6 protein-coding genes are annotated in these 20,351 nt (G+C 69.9%); all 6 read right to left on the bottom strand.

The genetic code is table 11. The features are described from left to right. Nucleotides 1–17,654 (bottom strand): T3SS effector HopA1 family protein (locus ACFVAV_RS19735; protein WP_379036405.1); only part of this gene is annotated, 17,654 nt, incomplete at its 3' end. A gap of 15 nt (nucleotides 17,655–17,669) precedes the next feature. Beyond that, the gene (locus ACFVAV_RS19730; RefSeq protein ID WP_379036403.1) at nucleotides 17,670–18,149 is read right to left on the bottom strand and encodes a YbaB/EbfC family nucleoid-associated protein; all 480 of its coding nucleotides are present in this window, start codon (nucleotides 18,147–18,149) and stop codon (nucleotides 17,670–17,672) included. Nucleotides 18,150–18,167: 18 nt separating this feature from the next. Further along, on the bottom strand, nucleotides 18,168–18,488 hold the full coding sequence (locus tag ACFVAV_RS19725) for a hypothetical protein (RefSeq protein ID WP_379036402.1): 321 nt from the start codon (nucleotides 18,486–18,488) through the stop codon (nucleotides 18,168–18,170). A gap of 141 nt (nucleotides 18,489–18,629) precedes the next feature. Further along, nucleotides 18,630–19,169, bottom strand: coding sequence for a hypothetical protein (locus tag ACFVAV_RS19720; protein WP_379036401.1), 540 nt, complete (start codon nucleotides 19,167–19,169; stop codon nucleotides 18,630–18,632). After that, a complete protein-coding gene (locus tag ACFVAV_RS19715; RefSeq protein ID WP_379036399.1) occupies nucleotides 19,166–19,864 on the bottom strand; it encodes a hypothetical protein in 699 nt (232 codons plus the stop codon). Before ACFVAV_RS19715 ends, ACFVAV_RS19720 begins: the two co-directional genes overlap by 4 nt. A gap of 47 nt (nucleotides 19,865–19,911) precedes the next feature. Further along, nucleotides 19,912–20,268, bottom strand: coding sequence for a hypothetical protein (locus tag ACFVAV_RS19710; RefSeq protein ID WP_379036398.1), 357 nt, complete (start codon nucleotides 20,266–20,268; stop codon nucleotides 19,912–19,914). Nucleotides 20,269–20,351: the final 83 nt, after the last annotated feature.

Genomic DNA, 20,351 nt, shown 5'->3' with positions numbered 1-20,351 from the left:
AGATCCCGCACCGCCGCCACGTATTCGGCGTGGGTCGCGATATCCCCGTCGATCTGGTCCAGATCATCAGCGACCCGATCGTGCTCGGCCGCCGACTTCTCATCGGCGTCGGTGAACGCCTTGTCGAGCGCCGCTGACTCCCGTTCCAATGCCGCGTCGATCTGGGCCAACGGATCCGGCAGCTGGTTGTCCGGCTTCCGACTCGGCTGTGATTCGTCGGGCGCCTCGCCGGGAGGACGTTGATTTCCGCCATCGGCGGACGGATCGGTCGAGCCACTCGGATCGCTGTCCGGTCCCGAATCGGGCTCCTGCGGCGTCGGATCGGGGGCGCCCGGCAACTGGCCGGAGTCGTCTGTGGGCAGCCCCTCGGCACGCATGGCCGAGTCGAGTTCGGCGAGCAGGCGCTCGAGGGTGTCGATCTGGTCGGCGCGCAGACGGATCTCGCCGCGCAGGGCGGCGAGCTCGGCGACCAGCTGCTCGGGGCTCAGGCCCTCGTGCTTCTCGATCCGGCCGTCGCGGTACGCCTCGTACACCTTGCGGAAGGTGGCGTCGTCGGCGTCGGTGATGTCGACACCGACGATTCTGGCCCAGTCCCGGCTCGCGGTCGGGCGCCGCGACGGATCGCTCGGCAGCGGCCCACTGTCGGGCCGGGCCGCGGCCTCGGCCACCACCTGCGCGAAATCGGTGCCGTCCCGTCCACGCATGGCAGCGGCGACCACCTCGCGCAGGCTGTAGACCGCGTCGGGATCGTGCATGGGCAGCCTGCCGTCGACGACACGGGGATCGGCGGATTCGTCCCCGCGCGAGGCCGCCGAATACACGTCGACCTGGTGCAGCGCGGTCGCGTATTCGGTGAGGGCGTCGCGCAGCAGCGCGTGCTGCCCGTCGCGCTCCAGCATCCGGATCAGCTTGCGCAGCTTCTTGGCCGAGAGCTCGCTCTTGCTCACCGCGTAGACGCGCTTGCCGTCGGGAGCGTCGACGTAGCCCGGGGCCAGCAGCGCCATGATCCGGGGATCCATGTTCACGCGGGCGATGAACCGCTTCGGCACCAGTCTGCGGGCGGTGTCCTCGGAGACCAGTCGCAGGGCCAACTGGTCGCGGGCGGCGTCGACCGCGGCGGGGTTGATCTCGCGCAACTGCTTGGCGTAGGCGACAAGATCGGCGACCTGCTGCGTACGCAGCGCTCTCGCCGTCGAGGTGTCGGTGAGCGCGGCGGCCAGCGTGTCCGGTGTGAGCTCGGCCTGGGTGAGACCGAGCCGGGTGGCGAGGTGACTGCGCGCGTCACTGACGTCGTGGAAGGTCTGGATGTCGTTGGCTGAGCGGGTGAAATCGCTCAATGCCTCGATCTGGGTCGCGCGCACCGCGTTGTCGAGCCGCAGGTCTGGTATCAGCTCGGCGAGCTGATCCGGGTTCAGTGCGAGCGGGTTCAGGCCGAGGTCGCGCACTGCCTGCACCAGGTCGGTCAGCACGGCGGCGGGCGAGCGCGGCGGGGTGTCGGGATCGGCCTGCGGCGTGGGAGCGACCTCGTCGGCGTTGAGCACCGGGCGCCACGGCCCGTCGCCGTCGCGCAGCAGCGTGACGGCCAGTTCCCGCCCGTCGACGACCTCGCGCCGGAACCGCACCTCGGGCGTCTCGACCGGTTCGATCCGCACCTGACCGGACCAATCGGTCTGTGCCACACCGTAGTTGAGGACCAGCTCACCCCCGTCCAGCTGCCGAGCGAGGTCGGGATCGTCCGCGAGCAGACCAGCGAGCACGTGGTCGCGGGAGGACAGCCCGTCGACGATGATCAACCGCTCCGGACCGTTCGCGAACGGCACCCGCACCGCCTGATCGCCGAGCCTGGCGCCGGCCGGCGAACTCTCGTCGCTGTCCGGGAAGAACATTCGCTCGGCCATCGCCGCGAACTCGGCGACCCTGGCCGTTCGGGCGATGCTCTCGGCGCGCAGCCGCTCCAGGAGCGCATCGGCAGCCGCCCTCGTCGCCACCTCATCGATGCCGACATCGCGGCTGGCCGCCCACGTGGCCAGCTCGTCGCGCAGCTGATCGCGACGCAAAGCGTGCTCGAAAAACTTGCGCAGCCCGTCGTCCCGGCCGAGCTCGTCCGCGTCGCCGAACTCCGGCAGTGGCTCGGCGCCGTTACCGATCGGGACGGTGTTGAGCAGCCCGGGATCGTGGCCGAAGGCGCGAAGGAACTCGTCTCGGAGGCGGCCGAGCGGGTTCTGGTCGGTGAAGCTGACCGAGCCGCCGATCGGCACCGGCCGGCCAGTGGGGTCGGGATCGTCGTATCTGCCCGGCCGTCGCGTCGTCCCGGTGGAGTCCTCGTCGTCGAAATAGTCGTCGTCGTCGAGGAACTCGTCGTCACGACGACCGCCCGGCTCGTCGATGGCGGCGGGCTCCGGCCGCCCCGGCAGACCGTTCGAATCCGGTCTTTCGATGAAATCAACCCTGCCATACGGCATCGTCTGCTCTTCGATGAACCGCTGCACCGCGGCCGCGAGACCTTCGATCGAGCCGACCATCCGCATCGCGCGGTACTGCTGCTCGTCGATGACGCGCTGCACCGCGGGCAGCGACTCGTCGGTGAGCTCGATCCCGAGCAGCCGCTGAGCTGCCTCGGCCAGCGTCTCCCCTTCGGGCCGCGGCCCGGCGGGTTCGGGCAGCTGCGGCGTGGCCGGCGGTTCGTCGGCGAGCCGATCCGCGTCGTCGGGCGAGATCAGGTCGTGCTCGAGCAGCGCCTCGATGATCCGCTCCCGTTGTCCGCCATCGGCATTGGCGAAGGCGAGCAGCAGTGCTTCGCGCGCCTCGTCGGGTGTCGTACGGTCGACTTCGAGATCTCCGGTGACCTGGGTCCGGACATCGTCGGCGTTCACATCGGAGTACCAGGGCTGATACTCCGAGCCGTCCGGCAGGCGCATCGGCAGGTGTTCGCCCGCCGAGTCGCGCATCCGGGCGGAGAGCCTGCCGAGGAGCGGGATCTTCTCGCGGTTGGCGATCCAGATCGGCAGCTGCTGCGCGATCCGGAGGAAGGTGGGATCCGGTCCGCCCGCTTCCGGCGGAGCCTGGATCACCGGCGTATCCGGCGATGTCGGCGGCGTGGGGTTGACCGGCGCGGCGGGCGGAGCGCCGGACGACTCGACGAGATCGGTGACGCCGCCGATGCCGTCGGCGATCGCGGCCTGGCCCTTGCTGTCACCGACGGGCGAGCCGGACGGGTACTTGATCTGCTCCACGTGCTGGGGCCACGACTCGCGGATGAACTGCATTTCCCGGCGCAGCCGTGAGGTCGGCGCCGCGTCGGCCAGCGGCGCGTTCTCGTCGACGACCTCCCAGCGGTCATCGCCGTCCGGGCGCACGTTCAACGGCACCTGTTCGCCGTCGACATCGATGGTCACCCGCGGCGGGTGGCCGACGGCGGTCGGCTCGATCGGGTCGTCCGGGTCGCGGCCGGCCGTTTCGTCCGGCGACCGCGATGGCTCGCCCTGTGGCTTCTTCGCGCCACTGTCCGGGTCGGACTCGTCGCCGAGGCGATCGAACGGCGCTTCGGCGAGATCGCTTCGCACGTCAGGGTTACCGTCGCGGTTCCGGTCGGCGGACGTGGTCGGGTCGAGATCGGCGGCGGTGTCGAGTTCCGGGTTCTCGCGGTATTTCATCAGCAGGTCGTGCAGGGCGCGAACGGGCTTGCTCACGCCGTCGGTGCCCAGCATGACCGTCTGGGCGAACGCCTCCGCCAGTGCCTCGCCGGGATCGAGCATGCCGTCGTCGAGGCTGTAGTTGCTGAGCTGATCCAGCCAGTCGCCGTAACTCTGATCCGGGTCGAGCCTGCTCGATCGGAGCAGCTGCGCTTCGGCGACGAGCCTGGCTTTGAACTGGCCCGTGGCGTCGAGCACATGACCGAATTCGTGCACCGCGATGTAGTACACCGGCCGCGTCAGCGCGACCGGGTAGAAGTGTCCGCCGTCGACCGAATCGCGAACCTGCCCGTGGAAACCGCCGGCGCTGGTCGCCTGGTCGTAGTTGAGCATGACTTCACTGCTGTACCCGCCGGTGTCGAGCAGGCGGCTCTCGGTGCGGGCGAGAATGGTCCACGGCAGCGGCCTGATCGAGACCGTGCGCAGATCGACCTCGGGATGCAGGGTCGCCATATCCACCATGCTCCTGGCGAATTCCTGCACGATCTGCCAGTTGAGGCCCGGCAGGTCGAACCCGATCGTCTCCATGTCGGGGTAGTCGAGGATCCGGGCGAGTTCGTCGCGCAGGCGGGCGCCGACCTGGTCCGGGCTCAGCCCGGTCCATTCATCGCGGCCGGGTACCCCGAGCAACCGTTCGTTCTCGGCGTCGAAGGAGTCGACATCCTCGTCCGGCGGCCGCAGCTGGAATCCGTCGCCCATCCGATCGAAACCTGGTCCGCCCGCTTCCGGTTCGATCGCCGCGATCCGGTCGACGACGGGTTCGGCGCGATCGGGGGACGACCCGAACGGCAGCCGCTCGATGAACCTCCCGAAGCGTCCACGCGGCTGACTACGGTCGTTCAGATCGGCAGCCGGGTCCTCGAGCATCCGCGCTATGCGGTTGACGAGCTGCACCGGATCACCGTCGGTCAAACCCTGGAAACGGGTGGCGAGCACGTCGGCGACCGACGCGTCCCCGCGTGGGGCGGGCACGCGCCAGCGGCCATGACCGTCGGGCTCGAGCTGGACAGCCATCCGGACGGGGCCGACGGTGACCAGGTGCCGGCGGAAGTGCGGCGGATACTCCCCCGCCGACGGCAACAGCGGAATGCGGCGGGTGGCCAGGCGATGGGCCACCTCAGCCGGATGCGGCGGCGCGGGCACCGGACCGTCAGGCGTGGCGGCGGCACGAACACCGTCGTAGTACAAGTCTCCCCGGTAGCGCACGACCGAGTCGCGGTGCTCGGGCTGTGCCTGTCGGCGCCTACGGTCGGTCTGCTCCGGGTTGTCGAAATGCTGCGGACCGAGCTGATCGAACCAGTCGCCGAAGCCCAGGTTCGTCGAACCTTCCTGCCGGTACCGCAGATAGTGGCCGAGCATCTGCGCGAGGGCCTCGTCGCCCTCCGGGCGGCGGAGCGCGCCGAGGGCTTCGCTCTGGGGGATGTAGCGGAGCGCCGGTTCCCCACCTGGCCCCCGCTCCGGCACCGCGAATTGGGCCTCGTGGTCGAGATAGTTCCACACCGCGGTCGCGTACTCGGGCCTCGTCGCCGCCAGCTCGTGCAGTGCGTCCATATGCCCGCCGGGCTCGGCGACGACGTGCAGGCAGCGCCAGGTGAACAGACCTCGCTGGCGGAACTCGGCGACCTGGGGGGTGAGGCGCACACCGTCGGGATCGAGGTCCAGGTACCTGGCCAACGCGCGATCGGCGAATTCTCTGCTCGTGGTGTCGGTGTCGCGGACGCTCGGCGACTCCACCCGATCCGTCACCGCGGGCCTGCCCCAGTGCGGATTCGTGCTGTCCCCACCGGCACGCGCCACGTCGAGCACGATCTCGGCATGCTCGGGACCAACCCGATTCAGATACCGCCGCAACGCATCTCGGCCCGCCTCGGCCGCGACCCGCTCGGGCGGCGGCGCGTCGGCATCGCGCTGCTGCGCCCGCTCGGCCTTGGTGTGCGCCTTGTCGTAGGCATCGGTGTACGCGCGTTCGGCGGGGCTGACCGGAACGTAGTCGCCCATGTCCCGGATCGATCGCAGGGATTCGATCTCCATGGCGAGGAACGGTGCCCGCGCGTCCTTCCGTCCCGTCGGCGCCGGGGTGCGATCCGACGGGGCATCGACGGCCGGTTCAGGCGGCGTGATGCCGCGGGCACGATCCCATTCGGCGCCGAAGTGGTCGTGATAGTCGCGGCCACCGATGAACGGTCCCTGGTCGGCGAGTGCGGCGCGCACGGCCCGCACACCTGCTCGATGCGCGGCGGCGTGGAACAGGTCGTCGGTGGCGACCGTCCCGAGCTTGGCGTAGGCCTTCGTCGCCGTCCGCAGCCCGTCCCGGTAGGCCTCGTCGTAGACGCGCCGCAGCGGCGTCTCGTCCACCGTGGGGACGACCTCGCTACGATCGGCGTCGTAGCGGAACGACAGCGCGAGCGCGTCGGCCACCCGGTCCGCCATCCGATCGGCGTATTCGTCCCGGCTGAGGGTGAGCCACTCGGGCAGCCCATCGACGTCGGCCAGCAGGTCCGCCATTCTCGCGGCGAAGACCATCTGCTTGGCCTGCTGGTCTGTGGACGAGTCACGATCCAGCACCAGGGTGTTCGTCACCGGGTCGTACGGGGGAGCAGCGCCCCGGCCGGGACCCGACCCCGGCCTGGTCCGCAAACCGGGCTCGATGGTGAAACGCACCGACACACCGCGCGCGGCCACCTGCTCCGCCGCCCACCGGCCGAACCCCGCCAACGGCGTCACCGGCACCCAGCCGGTCAGTTCCCCGAACGGCTTCAGGTACAGGCGGTTGGCGTGGTCGACCAAGGCGGCATGGTCGGCTCTCGCCCGGGCGAGAGCTTCGCGAGTGAGGTCGGGATCGGACAACCAGGACGCGGGCGCGACGTCGACATTCGCCTCGGGACCGGTATCGGTGTCCCGGATGACGCGCAGTACACCGGATTCGTCACCGTGCACCTGGACCCGACCGATATCGACGGGCGCGTTCTCCTGCTGTGCGAGGTCGCGCCGGACGGTGTCGGCGATCTCGTCGACGAGGCGAGCGCGATCGACGGTTGCCCTGGTGTGCTGGGCGGTCAGCTCGTTGAGCAGCAGCGCGTTGTCCATGCCGTGCCAGATGTCGATGTCCATCGCGCGGCGCAGCAGCGTGTCGCTGATCTCGCGCCTGGTGCTCGGCAGTTCGTCGGCGGGCAGGTTGAAGCCGCGCACCAGGCGATGACAAACCCGGTCCCAATCGGCTTCGACGCGCATCAGTGCCCGCGAGGCCGCGGCCTGCTCGCGCATCAGGCGGTCGAGGTCACGGGCCGTGTCGCGGTTCGACGGCACGTACTCGTCGAGTCCGGCGCGCAGTGCCGGATCACGATGCGCGTCCCATTCCGCGGCGGCCTCGTCCCGGCGGCTGAAACCATCCGGAGTATCGAACAATTCGTGTTCGAGCAGCCGGGCGACACCCGCTTCCCTACCGATGCCGCGCAACTGCTCGGGGCTCGGCGCGGGATCCTGCCCGACGGCGGCGTCGACCGCCGCGTCGTAGGCCGCGAGGTAGGCCTCGTCCAGCGCCCGTCGCATCGCGGTATCCACCGGATCGCGGGTGGTGCCGCTGAGCGGATCGTGGCCCGCGGCGTCGACTTCGCGATGGAATTCGGCTTGCCTGCCGAATGCCTCGGCCTCGGCCCGCACGCGGGCGGTGATGTGGTCGTCCCGGTCGAGCGCACGGATCTGCGACGGCGTCGTCTCGACCCGGCCGGCGATCACCGCGTCGGCGAGCGCGCCCACCCGCACCACCGCGTCGGCCTGTGCGACGCGATCGTGGCCGTCGGCGCCGACGAATACGTCCATCGCCCGACCGTCGAACGAGGTGGGCGCCGGATCGTCGAGCTCACCGACCCGCAGCCTCGCGTCGACGGCGTCGAGCACGCCGAGCGCCTCGCCACCGATGACGGTGCGCGCGAGCAGATCTCGCACCTCGATGGTCGCCCGATCCGGCGCGCTGAGCAGCCAGCCGTACGGTTGCCCGTCTCGTGGCAGCGGAACCTCGTCGCCGGGGTCGCCGAGATAGTGGATGACCTCGTCGTCGGCGCCCATGGTGTCCAGCTGGGCGATAGGCAGTGGAACATCGGCGAGGATATTGACTCCGTCGCGCTCGAGCAGCAGCTCGGTCACCGTGACCTCACCGCGAGCAGACGCGTGCACCAGGTGGTATTCGACCCGCAGCGTCCCGTCGCGCTGCGCCTCGCGGAGCTCGCGCACCGCGTCGATCAGCGCCCGGCCCGCCTCGCTGTCCGGGTCGAGACCCCGCGCGGCCATCTCGGCCGGGGTCTCGTTGAGGATCACCCGCAGATTGCGGTCCATCTCCAGGGTCCGCCGCAGGTACTCCGGCGAACCCTGTTCCGCCCGGGCCTTCTTCGATCCACCCAGTGTCGAGCCGACACCCTTGGCCTCGACGACGACCAGCGTCGGCGGCTGACCGTCGACAGCGCGCACCATCGAGGCGATGTCGACGGTTCCCGCACCGTCGAAAGCGCCGACATACGGTGACAGCAGGACGGCGCCCGGCCGGACCTGCGGATCGAGCGCGAACGCCCGGCCCGCCAGCTCACCGAGTTGTTTGGACGCGTCGACCAGCTTCGGGCCGAGGTCGTTGTACTTGGTCGCCGCCGCTTCCAGGTCGGCGAGCTTGGTGAGCTTGTCGATCAGGTCTGCCTCGCTGAGCGTGGGATCGGCTTCGACCCTGGCCTGCTGGCGCTGGATCTCGGGGCCGAGGCGCTCGGCCGCCAGATCGGCGATGCGCTCGATGTCGAAGTCGGCCATGAGGCGTTTGACCGTGTCGCCGATCGGGTCCCGTTCGGCTTGCAGCTCCAGCCGGAGGATGGAGGCGTCGCGCAGTTGCTGGGCGAGGTCGGGATCGATGACCGTGTACTTGGCCGAGTCACCCTTCTGCACGTGGAACTCGTACTCCGCGGCACTGAGGTGATCACGCAGGAACCAGTGCGTGTCGGCATCGTGGTAGCCGAAGCCCTTGTCACGGTAGGTGTTCGGGGCGTCGTCGACCTGGTGCCAGGTGCCGTCGGGGTCGCGGTAGCTGTCCGGGCGATCGCCGGGACGATGCAACAGCCCGTCCTCGCCGCGGAACATCCCGGCGGGCACCGGATCCTGGTTCGGCACGGTTGGCGAGGTCGGGTCGGCGCCCGCATCCACCGAATCGTCGTCGCCCATCCGATCGAACGACGGCGGGGCGGCCGGTTCCCGCAACGCCTGGCCGGGCGCGGCCGGGGGCCGCGACGGCGGAGTCTCGGCGGGCACACCGCCGGTGGCCTCCGGTCCTTCTTCCCCCGGCTCGATCTGGTTCGGTCCCGGCTCGGAGACGAGGGGTCGTATCCCCGCGGAGTTGTCCGGCGTGCTCCGCAGCGGCGGTTCGTACCGGATGTCCGCGCGCCATTCGGTGAGCGGTCCCCGGTTGCCCTCCCAGTGGTCGCCCGGCAGCCGCGACACCTGGTTCTGGATCTCCTCCCAGGTGAGAATGTCGAACCGCCGCTGGTTGGCAGTGACGTCGTCGCTCTGCGGCCGCGATACCAAATCCTGGAACTCGTCCCAGGTGCGGGTGAAGTCGTTGGTCTCGTAGCTGGCGCGCAGCCGCTGCGACCACTCCCAGGCATCGCTGATCAGCAACAGATCGCCGGGCTCCGGCTCGCCGCGGGTCAATCGGTTCCAGGCCTCGGCGACGTGTGCGAGCCGATCCAGCGGGCGCCAGCGGCGTTGACCGGAATCCGGGTCGGTCATCAGCAACGAGTCCTGCATGAGCAGGCGCTTGATCTGCTGGATGTTCTCGGGTGTGAGCTCGGGCAGGCGGGACGTCATCTGGTCGGCGATCGAATCGGCGATGACGTGCGGGTGGACGCCCGAGTCGAGCCAGTCGAACACCTGCCGCACACGCTCGCGGCGGGCGTCGGCCTCCGCGTCGTTGCGGCTGAAGCGGACGTCGGGGTCGGCGAGGATCTCCTTGACCTGGTCGATCAGCCCGCGTCGGTGGGTATCGGCATCGCCGTCGCCGGGCAGTTGCGCGGCGGCCTCGTCCAGCGCGCGCTTGACGGCGTCGACCATCTCCCGCGCCCGGGTGCGCTGATCGTCGGCGCGCTGCTGACGCAGGGTGTCGGCGATCGCCGCGACGTCGCTGTCGTCGCGCAGGAACGTCTCGTACTGCTCGTCGGCCCAGCGCTGCACCCGGGTCCACTCGGCCCGGCGCTCGGCCTGCGCGTTCCACGTCCGCACGGCCTCGGCGGGATTCCGGCCGACGATGTCATCGCCGGCCGGCGGGTTGACGAACGGCTGCTGTTCCGCGGTGAACCGGCGGATGAGTCGTTTCGGTTTGAACCCGGGCTTGATCCGTTCGGGATTGCTGGGGTCCTGGAACAACGACCAGCCGGCGAACTTCATCACTTCCAGCGTGATCCGCAGCAGCATGGACGCCGCTTCGGGAACCGGGTCCGCGTGACTGTCCATGCCGGGATTCAGCGGCGACAGACCACCGGGAAGTTTCGGCAGGAACGCCTCGTTGATGCCGGGCCCGGACGAACCGCTGATCGCGTCGACGACGGCCGCCTGCGTCGGCGAGACACCGACACTGCTCACACCCTCCGGCAGTGGCCTGCCTTCGAAATGGGCGGGCGTGCGGTCGGAGCCGCGGCGGTTCTCCCATTGCGTGCGATCCGGATTGACGTCGTGCCACGTCCCGTCGGCGGAGCGCCAGCGCGCGATGTCGAGACGCACGTTGCCGCCGAAGTTGTCGGAGATCGTGTAATCGACTGTCCTGCGCTGGAACTGCAGGCCGTTGTCCGGCACGGGGTCGACCTGGAAGTTGCCTTCACGGTCGGCGGTGATCCGGCGGAACTCCACTGTCGCGTGGTCCCGGGTGAATGCCCTGACCACCGCGTCGGAGGTGGTCAGCGCGTGCCGCAGGGCGTGCTCGTGATCGGAGAGCCCGTCCTCGCGCGGCATGTAGCCGGGTTGATCGCGCGGTCCGTAGACGATGATCCGCGGCGGATCGCCGTTGGCGACACCGACATCCCTGGTCGCCATCCGACCGCCGTCGGCCTCGATGTCGGTCCTGGCGGCGCCTGCCGCTCGGGCCATCTCGTCCTGGAGGCGGCCGATCCGGTTGTGCGCCTCGTTCACCTCCCTGGCCGCGAGGGCGAGGGCGTCGATCTCCGCGGTGCGGCCGTCGGGATGGTCATTGCGCAGCTGATCGATCGTCGCGGCGAGGTTCTCCGGGGAGAGCGCGGCCTCGTCGATCACCCCGTCGTCGTCGATCAGCCCGAAACGGTCGGCCAGATCGTCGCGCATGCCACGGCGCGCCTTGATCCGCAACAGCTCGTTGGCCCGCTGACGCGCCAGCTTGTCCAGTTCGGCGGCGGCGTCGGCACTGGGCGGCCTGCCGTCGAGGGCGCCGCTGACCTCCAGTTCGGCGATCCGCCGATCGAGAGCCGCGAGGTCTTCGCGCATCTCGATGACCCGGCGCGCGGCCTCTTCCAGCTTGGCCGCAATCTCCCGCCGGTGGGCCGCGTCGGCCTGCGACCGTCGCTCATTGACCTGCCCGCCGGCCTCCTCGCCGATCGGCGCGACCCTGGTCGACTGCGAGGCCTCCTCGGACGCCAGGCGCCGCATCGTGTTCGCGAGGTCGGCGCGGGTACCGAGCGACTCTTCCGGGTCGACGATCCCCATCAACCGGTTGATCCGATCGTCACGCTTGGCGCGCCAGAACTCCATCTCCCGCGCCAACCGGTTGCGCTCTTCCATCATCCGGTCGTACTCGGCCTTGGCCCAGTCGTCGGCTGCCGAGAGATCGGGCCGCGGTCCCTGCGAGCCCGGATCCGGTTGCCCGGAATCGGCATCGCGATCCATCATCCAGGCGGCTCGCGGATCCGGTGTCGACGGATCAGGCTGCGAGGCAGGCGGATCCATCATCCAAGCCACGCGCGGATCAGGGCCAGAGGGCTCCGGCGAATTCGTCGGGCCCTCGGTCATCCACCCGACCCGCGGGTCCGGCGTCGTCGGATCAGGCTGCGAGGCAGGCGGATCCATCATCCAAGCGGCTCGGGGATCCGGGCCCGAAGGTTTCGGCGCTGCCTCAGGCCCGTCCGAGGCGGGCGTGACATGCAGATCCGAAATCGCCGAATCCGGCTGCGAAGTAGCCGGATCCATCATCCAACCAACGCGCGGGTCCGGGCCCGAAGGCTCGGGTGAAGTCGTAGGACCGTCGGTCGTGGGACCGCCCCGCCGATCCGAGGTCGAGGAATCCGACTGCGAGGCAGCGGGATCCATCATCCACGCCGCTCGCGGATCCGGGCTCGACGGATCCGGCGACGTCGTCGGAGCATCGGCCATCCAGCCGGCTCGCGGGTCCGGCGCCGACGGATCCGGGGTGACCGTGGGTCCTTCGGCCGTCGGACCGACCTGCGGGTCCGGTGTCGGCGCCAGGGCATCCGGGCGACCACCGGCGGAGGTCCACAGCAGGTCGGCGTCGGCTCTGAGCTGGCGGGTGTTCCAGTCGGCCTGCCAGGCGCGGCCGCGCGCGGAGTCGACCGACTCGCCTTCGCGGGCGATCGGGTCCGACTGGGCTACCGAATCGGCGAGCCCGTGCAGGAATTCCGCCCGGTTCGCTTCGACGTCGGCGCGCAGGTCGGCCAGTTCGGCGCGGATCCGGGCGGCCCGCTGGGCGGGGGTCTCGTCGTCGCCGCGGCCGGTGCGGTCGTCGGGCGGCGTCCGGCCCGAGTCGCCGTCATCGTCGGCGTCCGGTCGGGCGGGTTCGTCCTCGCCCATCCGATCGAAACCGTCGCGTCGATCCGGCCATGCCTGTTGCGGGGGTTCCGTGGCGCGCAGATGCGGAGTGTTCGGGTCGACGCCCGCGGCGGGCAGTTGGCGCTGAACTTCGGCCAGGAAGTCGGCGAAGTCCCCGCCGTTGGCTTGTACCGCGTCCAGCGCCCTCTGGATCGCGACCGCCCGCACGTGGCCGAAGCTCTTGCCCTTGGGGTGGGCACCGACACCGACGCCCTCCATCACCTGCTGCGTCATCGGTGGCGCGTCGAAGAGGAAGACGTCACCGGCCCGGTCGCGATAGTCGCTCAGCCATCGGGTCACCTGCTGCACGTCGTCGAGATCGCGCACGTAGACCACGATCGCGTCGGACCGTTCCGCCGTCGGCGTCGTGATCTTCGCCGTGCGAACACCGGGGAAAGCGTCGGGACGGTCGATGATGTCGTGCACCAGATCTCGCATCAACGCGGGCGCGGCATCGATCCTGGGGTTCACGTACACCCGGTACCCGACCTCGATGGTGCCCGCGTCGCCCGTGCGCTGGAAGTGCACGAAGTGCCACGGAAGCAACCCGAGCGCGTCGCTTTGGCCCGGCTCCATCGGAAAGCTGCTGGCGGCCTGCAGCATCGCCTTGCGGGCCTCCGACGGCGTGTCCACGATGTCGCCGACCGCGCGGGTGTACGCGGCGGGATCGCTCGCGACATTGGGTTCCGGGGCCCCCGAGTAGAGGTTGTAGACATCCATGGGGTCGTGCACCGAGTCACGGTTGGCCCAGACTTCGCGCAGGAGATTGTCGAGGCTCTCCCGCGACAGCGGTGGCGGCTCGATCCCCGCATCCCGATACGACGCGTCGCGCAGGTCGAGCAGATCGTCGAACGTCAGATCTGGATCCGCGCGGCGCAACTCTTCGAGCGTGCGCGGCGGCCCCGCACCGTCCGGCAGGTTGAGGGGCCCGTCGGCATCGACCGCAGGCCCGAACGGCGCGTCACGCTCCAGGTCGGGATTGCGACCCGTCTCGTAGGCGTCGACGGGATCGTAGAACCGGATCGGTGGCTCGGCGATGTCCGTTGAGTCGTTGCGCGCCAACGGCTCCCATGCGCTGTGGTCACGCACGGTGCCCTGGATCGCGTCCCGTACGGCATCGGGCGAGGTCCGCGCGAGGAGCTGGTCGACCGCGTCGGCGATGATCGCCCGGCGGGTCGTGGCATCGGTCGGCGCGAGCCGGTCGCCGAGCTCGCCGTCGAGCCGGGCGATCAGCCCGTCCACCTGGTTGCGTAGACTCGCCAGGTCACCGCGCGGATCGATCGCACCGGGCTCGGACAGCGTCCGGCGGATGTGGTCGACGACGTCACCCGCCCGATTCGACTGTTCGGCCATGCGTCGCGGATCAGTTTGCTGCGCAGGCGCTTCCGCGCGGTTGCGCGGATCTGGAGCCGAGTCGCCGGGCCGAAGCCCGTCACCGGCAACCTGCTCCGGAGACCTACCCAGTGCGTACGCCTCGTCGGGGTCGAGCAGCCGGACACCATCACGGTCGGCACCCGCCACCGGATCACCGCGGTCAGCGCCCGCCACCGGACCGCTCTGGTCGGCCGCCGACACCGGACCATTGCGGTCGGCGGCGAGCAGCAATCGCGGGTCGGCGGCCGGGGACCGAGGGTCGCTCGGCGCAGCGGACTGATCGGGCGCAACCGGGGACCGCGGGTCGCCGGGCCCAGCCGACTGATCGGGCGCAACCGGGGCCTGCGGCGCCGCATCCCGGTCGGCACCCCACGACTGTCGCGGGTCCGCGCCGCGCGGTGGCACCGCATTGCCCTGGGAATCCATCAGGACCGCCGAAACGGTGTGCAGATCACGCGGTGTCGGCATCGGATACGGATGGCGCGTGCCGGTGTTCGGGTCGAGGATGTCGACGCGATGCTGCCCGGTCGCGGGATCGAGCCCGACGACCATGGCGTAGGGCTTGCCACCGACGACCAGTCCCTGACCGGGGCTCACGAACTGGTCGACGACGAAGGCACGTGGACCGGCGCCACGGGCGATGTCGCGTGGGTCCGTATCCCTGGCCATGTGCATCAGCTCGTCGACGATCCCCTGGTGGCGGGGCAGGTCGCCGCCGGGGTCAGGGAATTCATGCAGCGGGCCACCGAGTGCTGCCTCCAGGTCGGCTCGCGACCTGCCCTGCTCACCCATCAGGTCGTTGTCGACGAGATCACCGAAATCTCTCGGCGGCCAGGCGGAATCAGCCGAATTCGGCACACCGTCACTTGCGGCGATCCCGGCGGCGCCCTCGACCAGTCCGAAGGTCTCCCATTTACCGCCGACCAGTTGCGCGGGCTGGTCGGGGAGGTTCGTCGTGCCGACTTCCCGGGTCGGTGCCTGCACCGGCGCGCCGATCAGATCGGACAGTTGCTTTGCCCAGCTGCCGTCGGCACCGGCGTGGCAGGATATCAGCCGGATGGGGGTACCGGGCACGTAGTCGGGATTATCCCGGATCGCCTGGGCGATCACCTCCGGATCGACGCGGTCGCTGCGGCCAGGGATCGGATGCCCCGACCTGCTGCCGTGCACGATGACGTCGTGTGCGCCCTCGTTGCGAAGGTTGTTGCGGACATTGTGGGTACTGGTGTCGTTACCGATGGACGTGGCGGTCGGCGTGTAGACAACGCCCTGACCGTTCGGCAGGAAGTGGTCGTAATCCGGTGTGCTGCGGTCTGTTCCGGCATCGGAGTCAGAGCTCTGATCAGCGCGTCCGGTGCCGCGATCGGCGTCGCCGGCACCGACCGGGCCCGGATCGTTGAGCGGGACACCCGCCCGCCGCCGGGGCCGGTGCGGCGGCGCGCCCTCACCCACGCCGACCGGCAGAACCGGCGCCACAGCGCCGTCGAGATCGCCCGTAACCGGCTCGGCGCCACGGGTTTCCCCGGCCTGGGCGACGTCGCGGGCGCTCGCCGCCTCGCTGTCGGCATGCTCGGCGCGCACCGTCGGCTGACTGTCCGCGCCGGCCCGGCCCGCGTCGGCGAGACCTGCGCGGCTGTCACCGGCAGACGGCGCGACGGCGTCGGCCGTACCAGCACGTGACGATTCGGCCGAGGACTCATCGGTTGCATCGACGGTCGCATCAGAGGTCGAGTCCGCCGCAGAGTCCCTCGCGGAGTCCGTGGTCGAGTCTGCGGCAGAGTCGGCCACCGAGTCGATGACACCATCGCCGGACGGCAGCGCCGAGGACATGTCCGGCCCTACAGCTTGTCGCAAGTCTGGGGTGACACCACGCGTGGCACCGGAAGCGGCTGGGGCACCACGTGTTTCGCCACCCACCGGGGCATTCGTCGCGGGCGCAGGATTGGCGGCCGCTGGAGCCGCGTGCGCGACAACCGGCGCCGCACCAGCGGCCGCGGCATTGGTCGCGTCGCTGTCCGCGACAGCCGACACCGGCGCGCCGGTATCCGCGCTCCCCCGGACACCGAGGTCGGCGCCCTGCAACCCATCGGCACCGAGCGGAACCCCCGCCCGCTGGCCGCCATTCGCGTCGCCCCGCGCCAACGGCGAATCTGCCGCTCCATCAGCACGATTCGCTGCTGGCGATTCGTCGGCGGATCGGCCGCCGTTGTCCGCCCGCACGCCGTCAGCGCTCGAATCATCGGTGCGCGAATCCTCGCCGGTGCGCTGGGAGCCCGCGGCGTCGTTCGCCCGCCCGCCATCGGTCGCGTCGTCGCCCTCGGCAGTGGCCTGCTGGTTCCCGCCGTCACCGGCCTCGCTGCGTCCCGACCCGGAATCACCACCGGCCCCACTCGCGGAAGCCGGCCGCATCGCCGACCCGTCGCTACCACCGGAACCGAGCCCCGCGCCACCGGCTCGGGTCGACCCCTCGTTACGGGAGTCGGTGGAGGTGCTCTCACCATCCCGCGTTCCGTCACCGGCGCGGCTCTCGCCCTGCCCAGCCTCGTCGCCGGACCGGGTGCCCGCACCCTCCCCCGCGCCATCGTCGGTGCGTGTCGCCCCGCCCTCACCAGTACCTTCCCCCGCACCGTCGTCGGTCCGGGTGCCCCTGCCCTCTCCAGCGCCGTCGTCGGTCCGAGTGCCCCCGCCGTCCCCTTCACCCTCACCGCCGTCGGGCCGGTTGATGCCGACGATCGCATCGATCTGCTCGCTCAGGCTCGGGGCACTCATCGTGTCGACGCCCGGCGTGGTGATCCCGCGGTTCTTGAACGCGTGCGCGCCGGTTCCGCTCAAGCTGGACAGCAGGCCGTTGGAGGCGCCCGCGGTGAACATCAGCGGATCGTGATTGCCGAGGCTCTTCGTCGCGTTGTCCCACGCCTTGTCGAAACCCTGGTCGTGCAGGTCGATTCCGAACTGGGTGCCGATCGCGGCCAGGTTGCCCGCCTCGGCGCCCATCAACCCGGCGGCGGGCCCGGTGATGGCGGCCTTGAGCCACTTGTTCATCCGGTCTTTGATGATCCGGTCGCCGAGCAGACCGGCGAACGGCCCCGCCGCCGCACCACCCGCGGCCGAACTGATCATGGTGACCAGCAGCTGCCGGTGATTGATCTGGTCGCGGTGGCCCTGGCCGACCTGCCAGGCCTGCGTACCGAGCTCCTGCAGGGTGCCGAGGGTGAGGTCGATGGCCACGTGCCTGGCCAGGAACTTCAGGATCGTCTTGATGACGGCCTGGCGGGCGATGCGGACGAGGGCTCGCGTCAACGTCTGCCCGAGGAGCCGAACCGCGACGCGGGTCATCGCGATCGCGAAGGCCTGCAACCCCGGTGACGCGGGCGTCGGCGGTATCCAGCACAGCGCGATCTCGGCCGCCAGCAGCGCCAGCGACGAGACGAACATGATCTTCGTGTATTCGATCTCGGTGCCGGCGTCGTAGGCAGACTTGCCGACCGCCTCGAAGTATTCGGCCAGCTTCTCCAGCGACTGATCTTTCTCCGACCCGTCGCCGCTGCGCATGGAGTCGAAGCCCTTGATCATCTCCTCGACGCCCTTGCCGACCGGATACGCGGTCAGCGAGGCGGCTTTCGCCGCATCGATGTCGTCGAGGATCTCGCGCAGCTCGGCGGCCGCCTGCTTCCAGTCGCCGGCCAGCCCCCACAGCTGCTCTTCTTCACCCTCGGGCCACTCCATGCCCGCGGGATACTTCAGCCAGGCGAGTTCTGCAGGAAGTTCTGCCATGCGTGATTACTCGAGTCACCAGCTCGAGTCGGTCGCCGCACCGGGTCGATGCGCTGGGGGGTACTGCGGTTCGGTGGCCGAATCTTCCAGCCGCTCGGGCGCGTTCGGGGCAGCCAGCGAGGCCTCCACCGCTTCCGGAATGCGGAGGTCGGGCATGTCACCGACCAGGTCGTCGAGCTTCGGTAGCCGGGCGTGGTTCTGCTGGATCGGCGACATCATCACCGCGGTCTGCCGCGCGACCTCCGCGCAGGCCTGCTGCGCCGCTTCGGTCACCGCCCTGGCGATCTCGGGGTAGGTGAGGTCGTCGATATCGGTGCTGAACTTGGTCTCGATGACCTTGTAGTCGGCGTTCACCGACACGGTGACGCGCTTGCGAACCGTCGCGGTGGCAACAATTTTCGCGCGTTCCTGCTGCACGTGTGCGATGGCACGCATCTGCTCCTGCACACCCTCGAGGATGTCGGCGAGCTGTGCCTTGGCATGTTCGTTCGTCATGCGAGAGCGGGCTCCTGATCAGTGCATGCCGTCATAGTTGCCCTTTTCCATCTTCTCCAGCAACTGCGCGCTCTCGATCTGCCCGGTGGAGAACGAGTTCATGTTCTCCGCCATGGCGCGGGCGCTGTCGGTGGTGTTCGCCTTGGAGGTCTTGTAGCCGTTGTCGGCGTCACCGTTGTAGAAGTTGTTGCCGAACGTGTCGTTGCCCCAGCAGGTGCCACGCGCGTTCGTCGCCGCCTCCAGCCGATTGATCACACCGTTGATCTGGTCACGCACCGAACCGGTCTTGGCGGCAGCCCGCCGGAAGAGCAGCGGCTCGTACTGGAACTTCTCCGCCATCGCGCTCCCCATTCCTCCGCCGTCGGTGCACCGACCACACCACAACTCGTTTGCCTGCGCAACAGAATGGCAGTGGTGAGCGAATCCCTCGTTACGACAACATGAATGGTGAGTATTCGACGCCGCCGCGACGACGTCGGCTCACCGTCGCGCGAGCTGCTCGCTGTAGTGCGTGCGCACGGCTTCGAGCCGGTCACGGTCGAAACTGCCTGGTTCGGCGGCGAATATCGCCTGTCCCGCGTCGGCGAAGAAGGCCGCCGCAGGCACCGCCGACGCGGAGTCAGGGATGAACTTCACCACTTCCTCGACGGCAGCCAGCGCCGTCGCCAGGGCGTGCCGCGCCGCGGCGGATTGCGCGTCGTCGCCGGGCCCGGCCTGGTCGGCGCAGATACGCGAATAGTGCAGCCATTCACCGGGGTCGAGCAGCTGCGAGGCCTGCGCGCCGCCGAATCGCACCCGGCCTGCGGGCGGCGGCAGAATCTGCTCGGGCAGCCGGAACACATACTCCCGATGCGCGCCGCACGACTCGCACTGTCCCGCATACCTGCTCGCAGGCCCGTCAGCGGCGATGACCGAGCTCCGGAACTCGCACCGCCGCGCACCACACGCTGCGCACGGACGCAGCCGGAGGAACAGGCGTGCCTCGGCATTCGTCCGCGCCAGTGGCAACGCCGTCGTCATGATGGGTCCTCTCCCGCTGATCCGTCGGCGAGCTGTGGGTACATGGCCCGTTCGACTGGGCGCAACCGCGCTACCTGCAACTGCCCCGCACCGCGGCAGATCGGGCAGACCCGCTGCTCGCGGCATTCCGGGCACGGTTGCCGCAGTCCCGCGTCATCGAGTACCCAGCCGTTGCCACCACACGCCGGGCACCAGCCGAGTCCGCCGCATTCGTAACAGAGCACGTGACCCGGCTCGACGGTGCCTGCGGTGCGGACCGGGTCGGGCAGCTCCTGCGCTCGCGGTGTCCGCAGCGCGAGCATCGGGGTGACACCGGCATAGACGACGTCACCGGTCTCCGGCCACACCCGCACCTCGATCCGGAATCCGTCCCGGCTTCCGGTCACCACGATGCGGGAGGCGACGGTGCCCGCACGCCGATCCTCGACGATGTCGAAACCACCGGCCGCGAACGCCTCAGCGCTTCGATGCACGGCTGCTGCCGCGGATTCCCCGGCAGCCAGGGCGGTCTGGACGCGCAGGCTGTACCGATAGCGCAGCGGCTCGGTCCATTCGGCGACCTCGGGAGCGTCGGGCAGCGCGGAGTCCGGTATCACCGCGTCCGGTGTGACGTGCGCGGCAACGACCCGCACCTGCTCGAGCAGATACACACCGAGCCTGCGCAGCTCCTGTTCGGCTCCGGGAACCTCAGCCATTCATCCTCCGACCACGCACCCTAGCACCGCCGGCGGCGGTCCCCACCTCACTCGATGGTCGACTCTGCGCCGATCGCGGAGCCCTCGGCGTCGGCCTCGGCGTAGTCGATGGAGCAGTCGATTCCGGCAGCCCGGCAGGCGCCTGCGAGCACGGCGAGCCGCTGCGCGGCTGTGGCCGGCTCGGCCTCGACGACGCCCTCGAGCAGGTAGAAGGAGTCGCCGGTTCCCGGAACGGTCGCCTCGTGGCAGTACACCTCGATGGTGTCGTCGCGGTAGGTCGTCTCGTAGCCGGTCCGGCGCAAAGTCATCGACAGCTGTGGTTGCGCGAGCCAGTCACGCACGAGCGCTATCACCACCTCGTGGCCGGCCGACTCGATGTCGCCGTGGAACGTTGTGCGAGCCATGCACCGAGCATGCCATGCCGTCACACACCGTCGCAGCGGCCCGGTAGTCGCCGACAGTTCAGATCCCGTTACCGTTGGCATGG

This window comes from Nocardia sp. NPDC057663, from assembly GCF_042799895.1.
Classification (GTDB): domain Bacteria; phylum Actinomycetota; class Actinomycetes; order Mycobacteriales; family Mycobacteriaceae; genus Nocardia.
This window is presented reverse-complemented; position numbering and strand designations above follow the sequence as displayed.

Bases quoted from the DNA above. Each gene is read 5' to 3' on its own strand.
- ACFVAV_RS19730 (WP_379036403.1), bottom strand. From the start codon at position 18,149: ATGACGAACGAACATGCCAAGGCACAGCTCGCCGACATCCTCGAGGGT.
- ACFVAV_RS19710 (WP_379036398.1), bottom strand. From the start codon at position 20,268: ATGGCTCGCACAACGTTCCACGGCGACATCGAGTCGGCCGGCCACGAG.
- ACFVAV_RS19715 (WP_379036399.1), bottom strand. From the start codon at position 19,864: ATGGCTGAGGTTCCCGGAGCCGAACAGGAGCTGCGCAGGCTCGGTGTG.
- ACFVAV_RS19725 (WP_379036402.1), bottom strand. From the start codon at position 18,488: ATGGCGGAGAAGTTCCAGTACGAGCCGCTGCTCTTCCGGCGGGCTGCC.
- ACFVAV_RS19720 (WP_379036401.1), bottom strand. From the start codon at position 19,169: ATGACGACGGCGTTGCCACTGGCGCGGACGAATGCCGAGGCACGCCTG.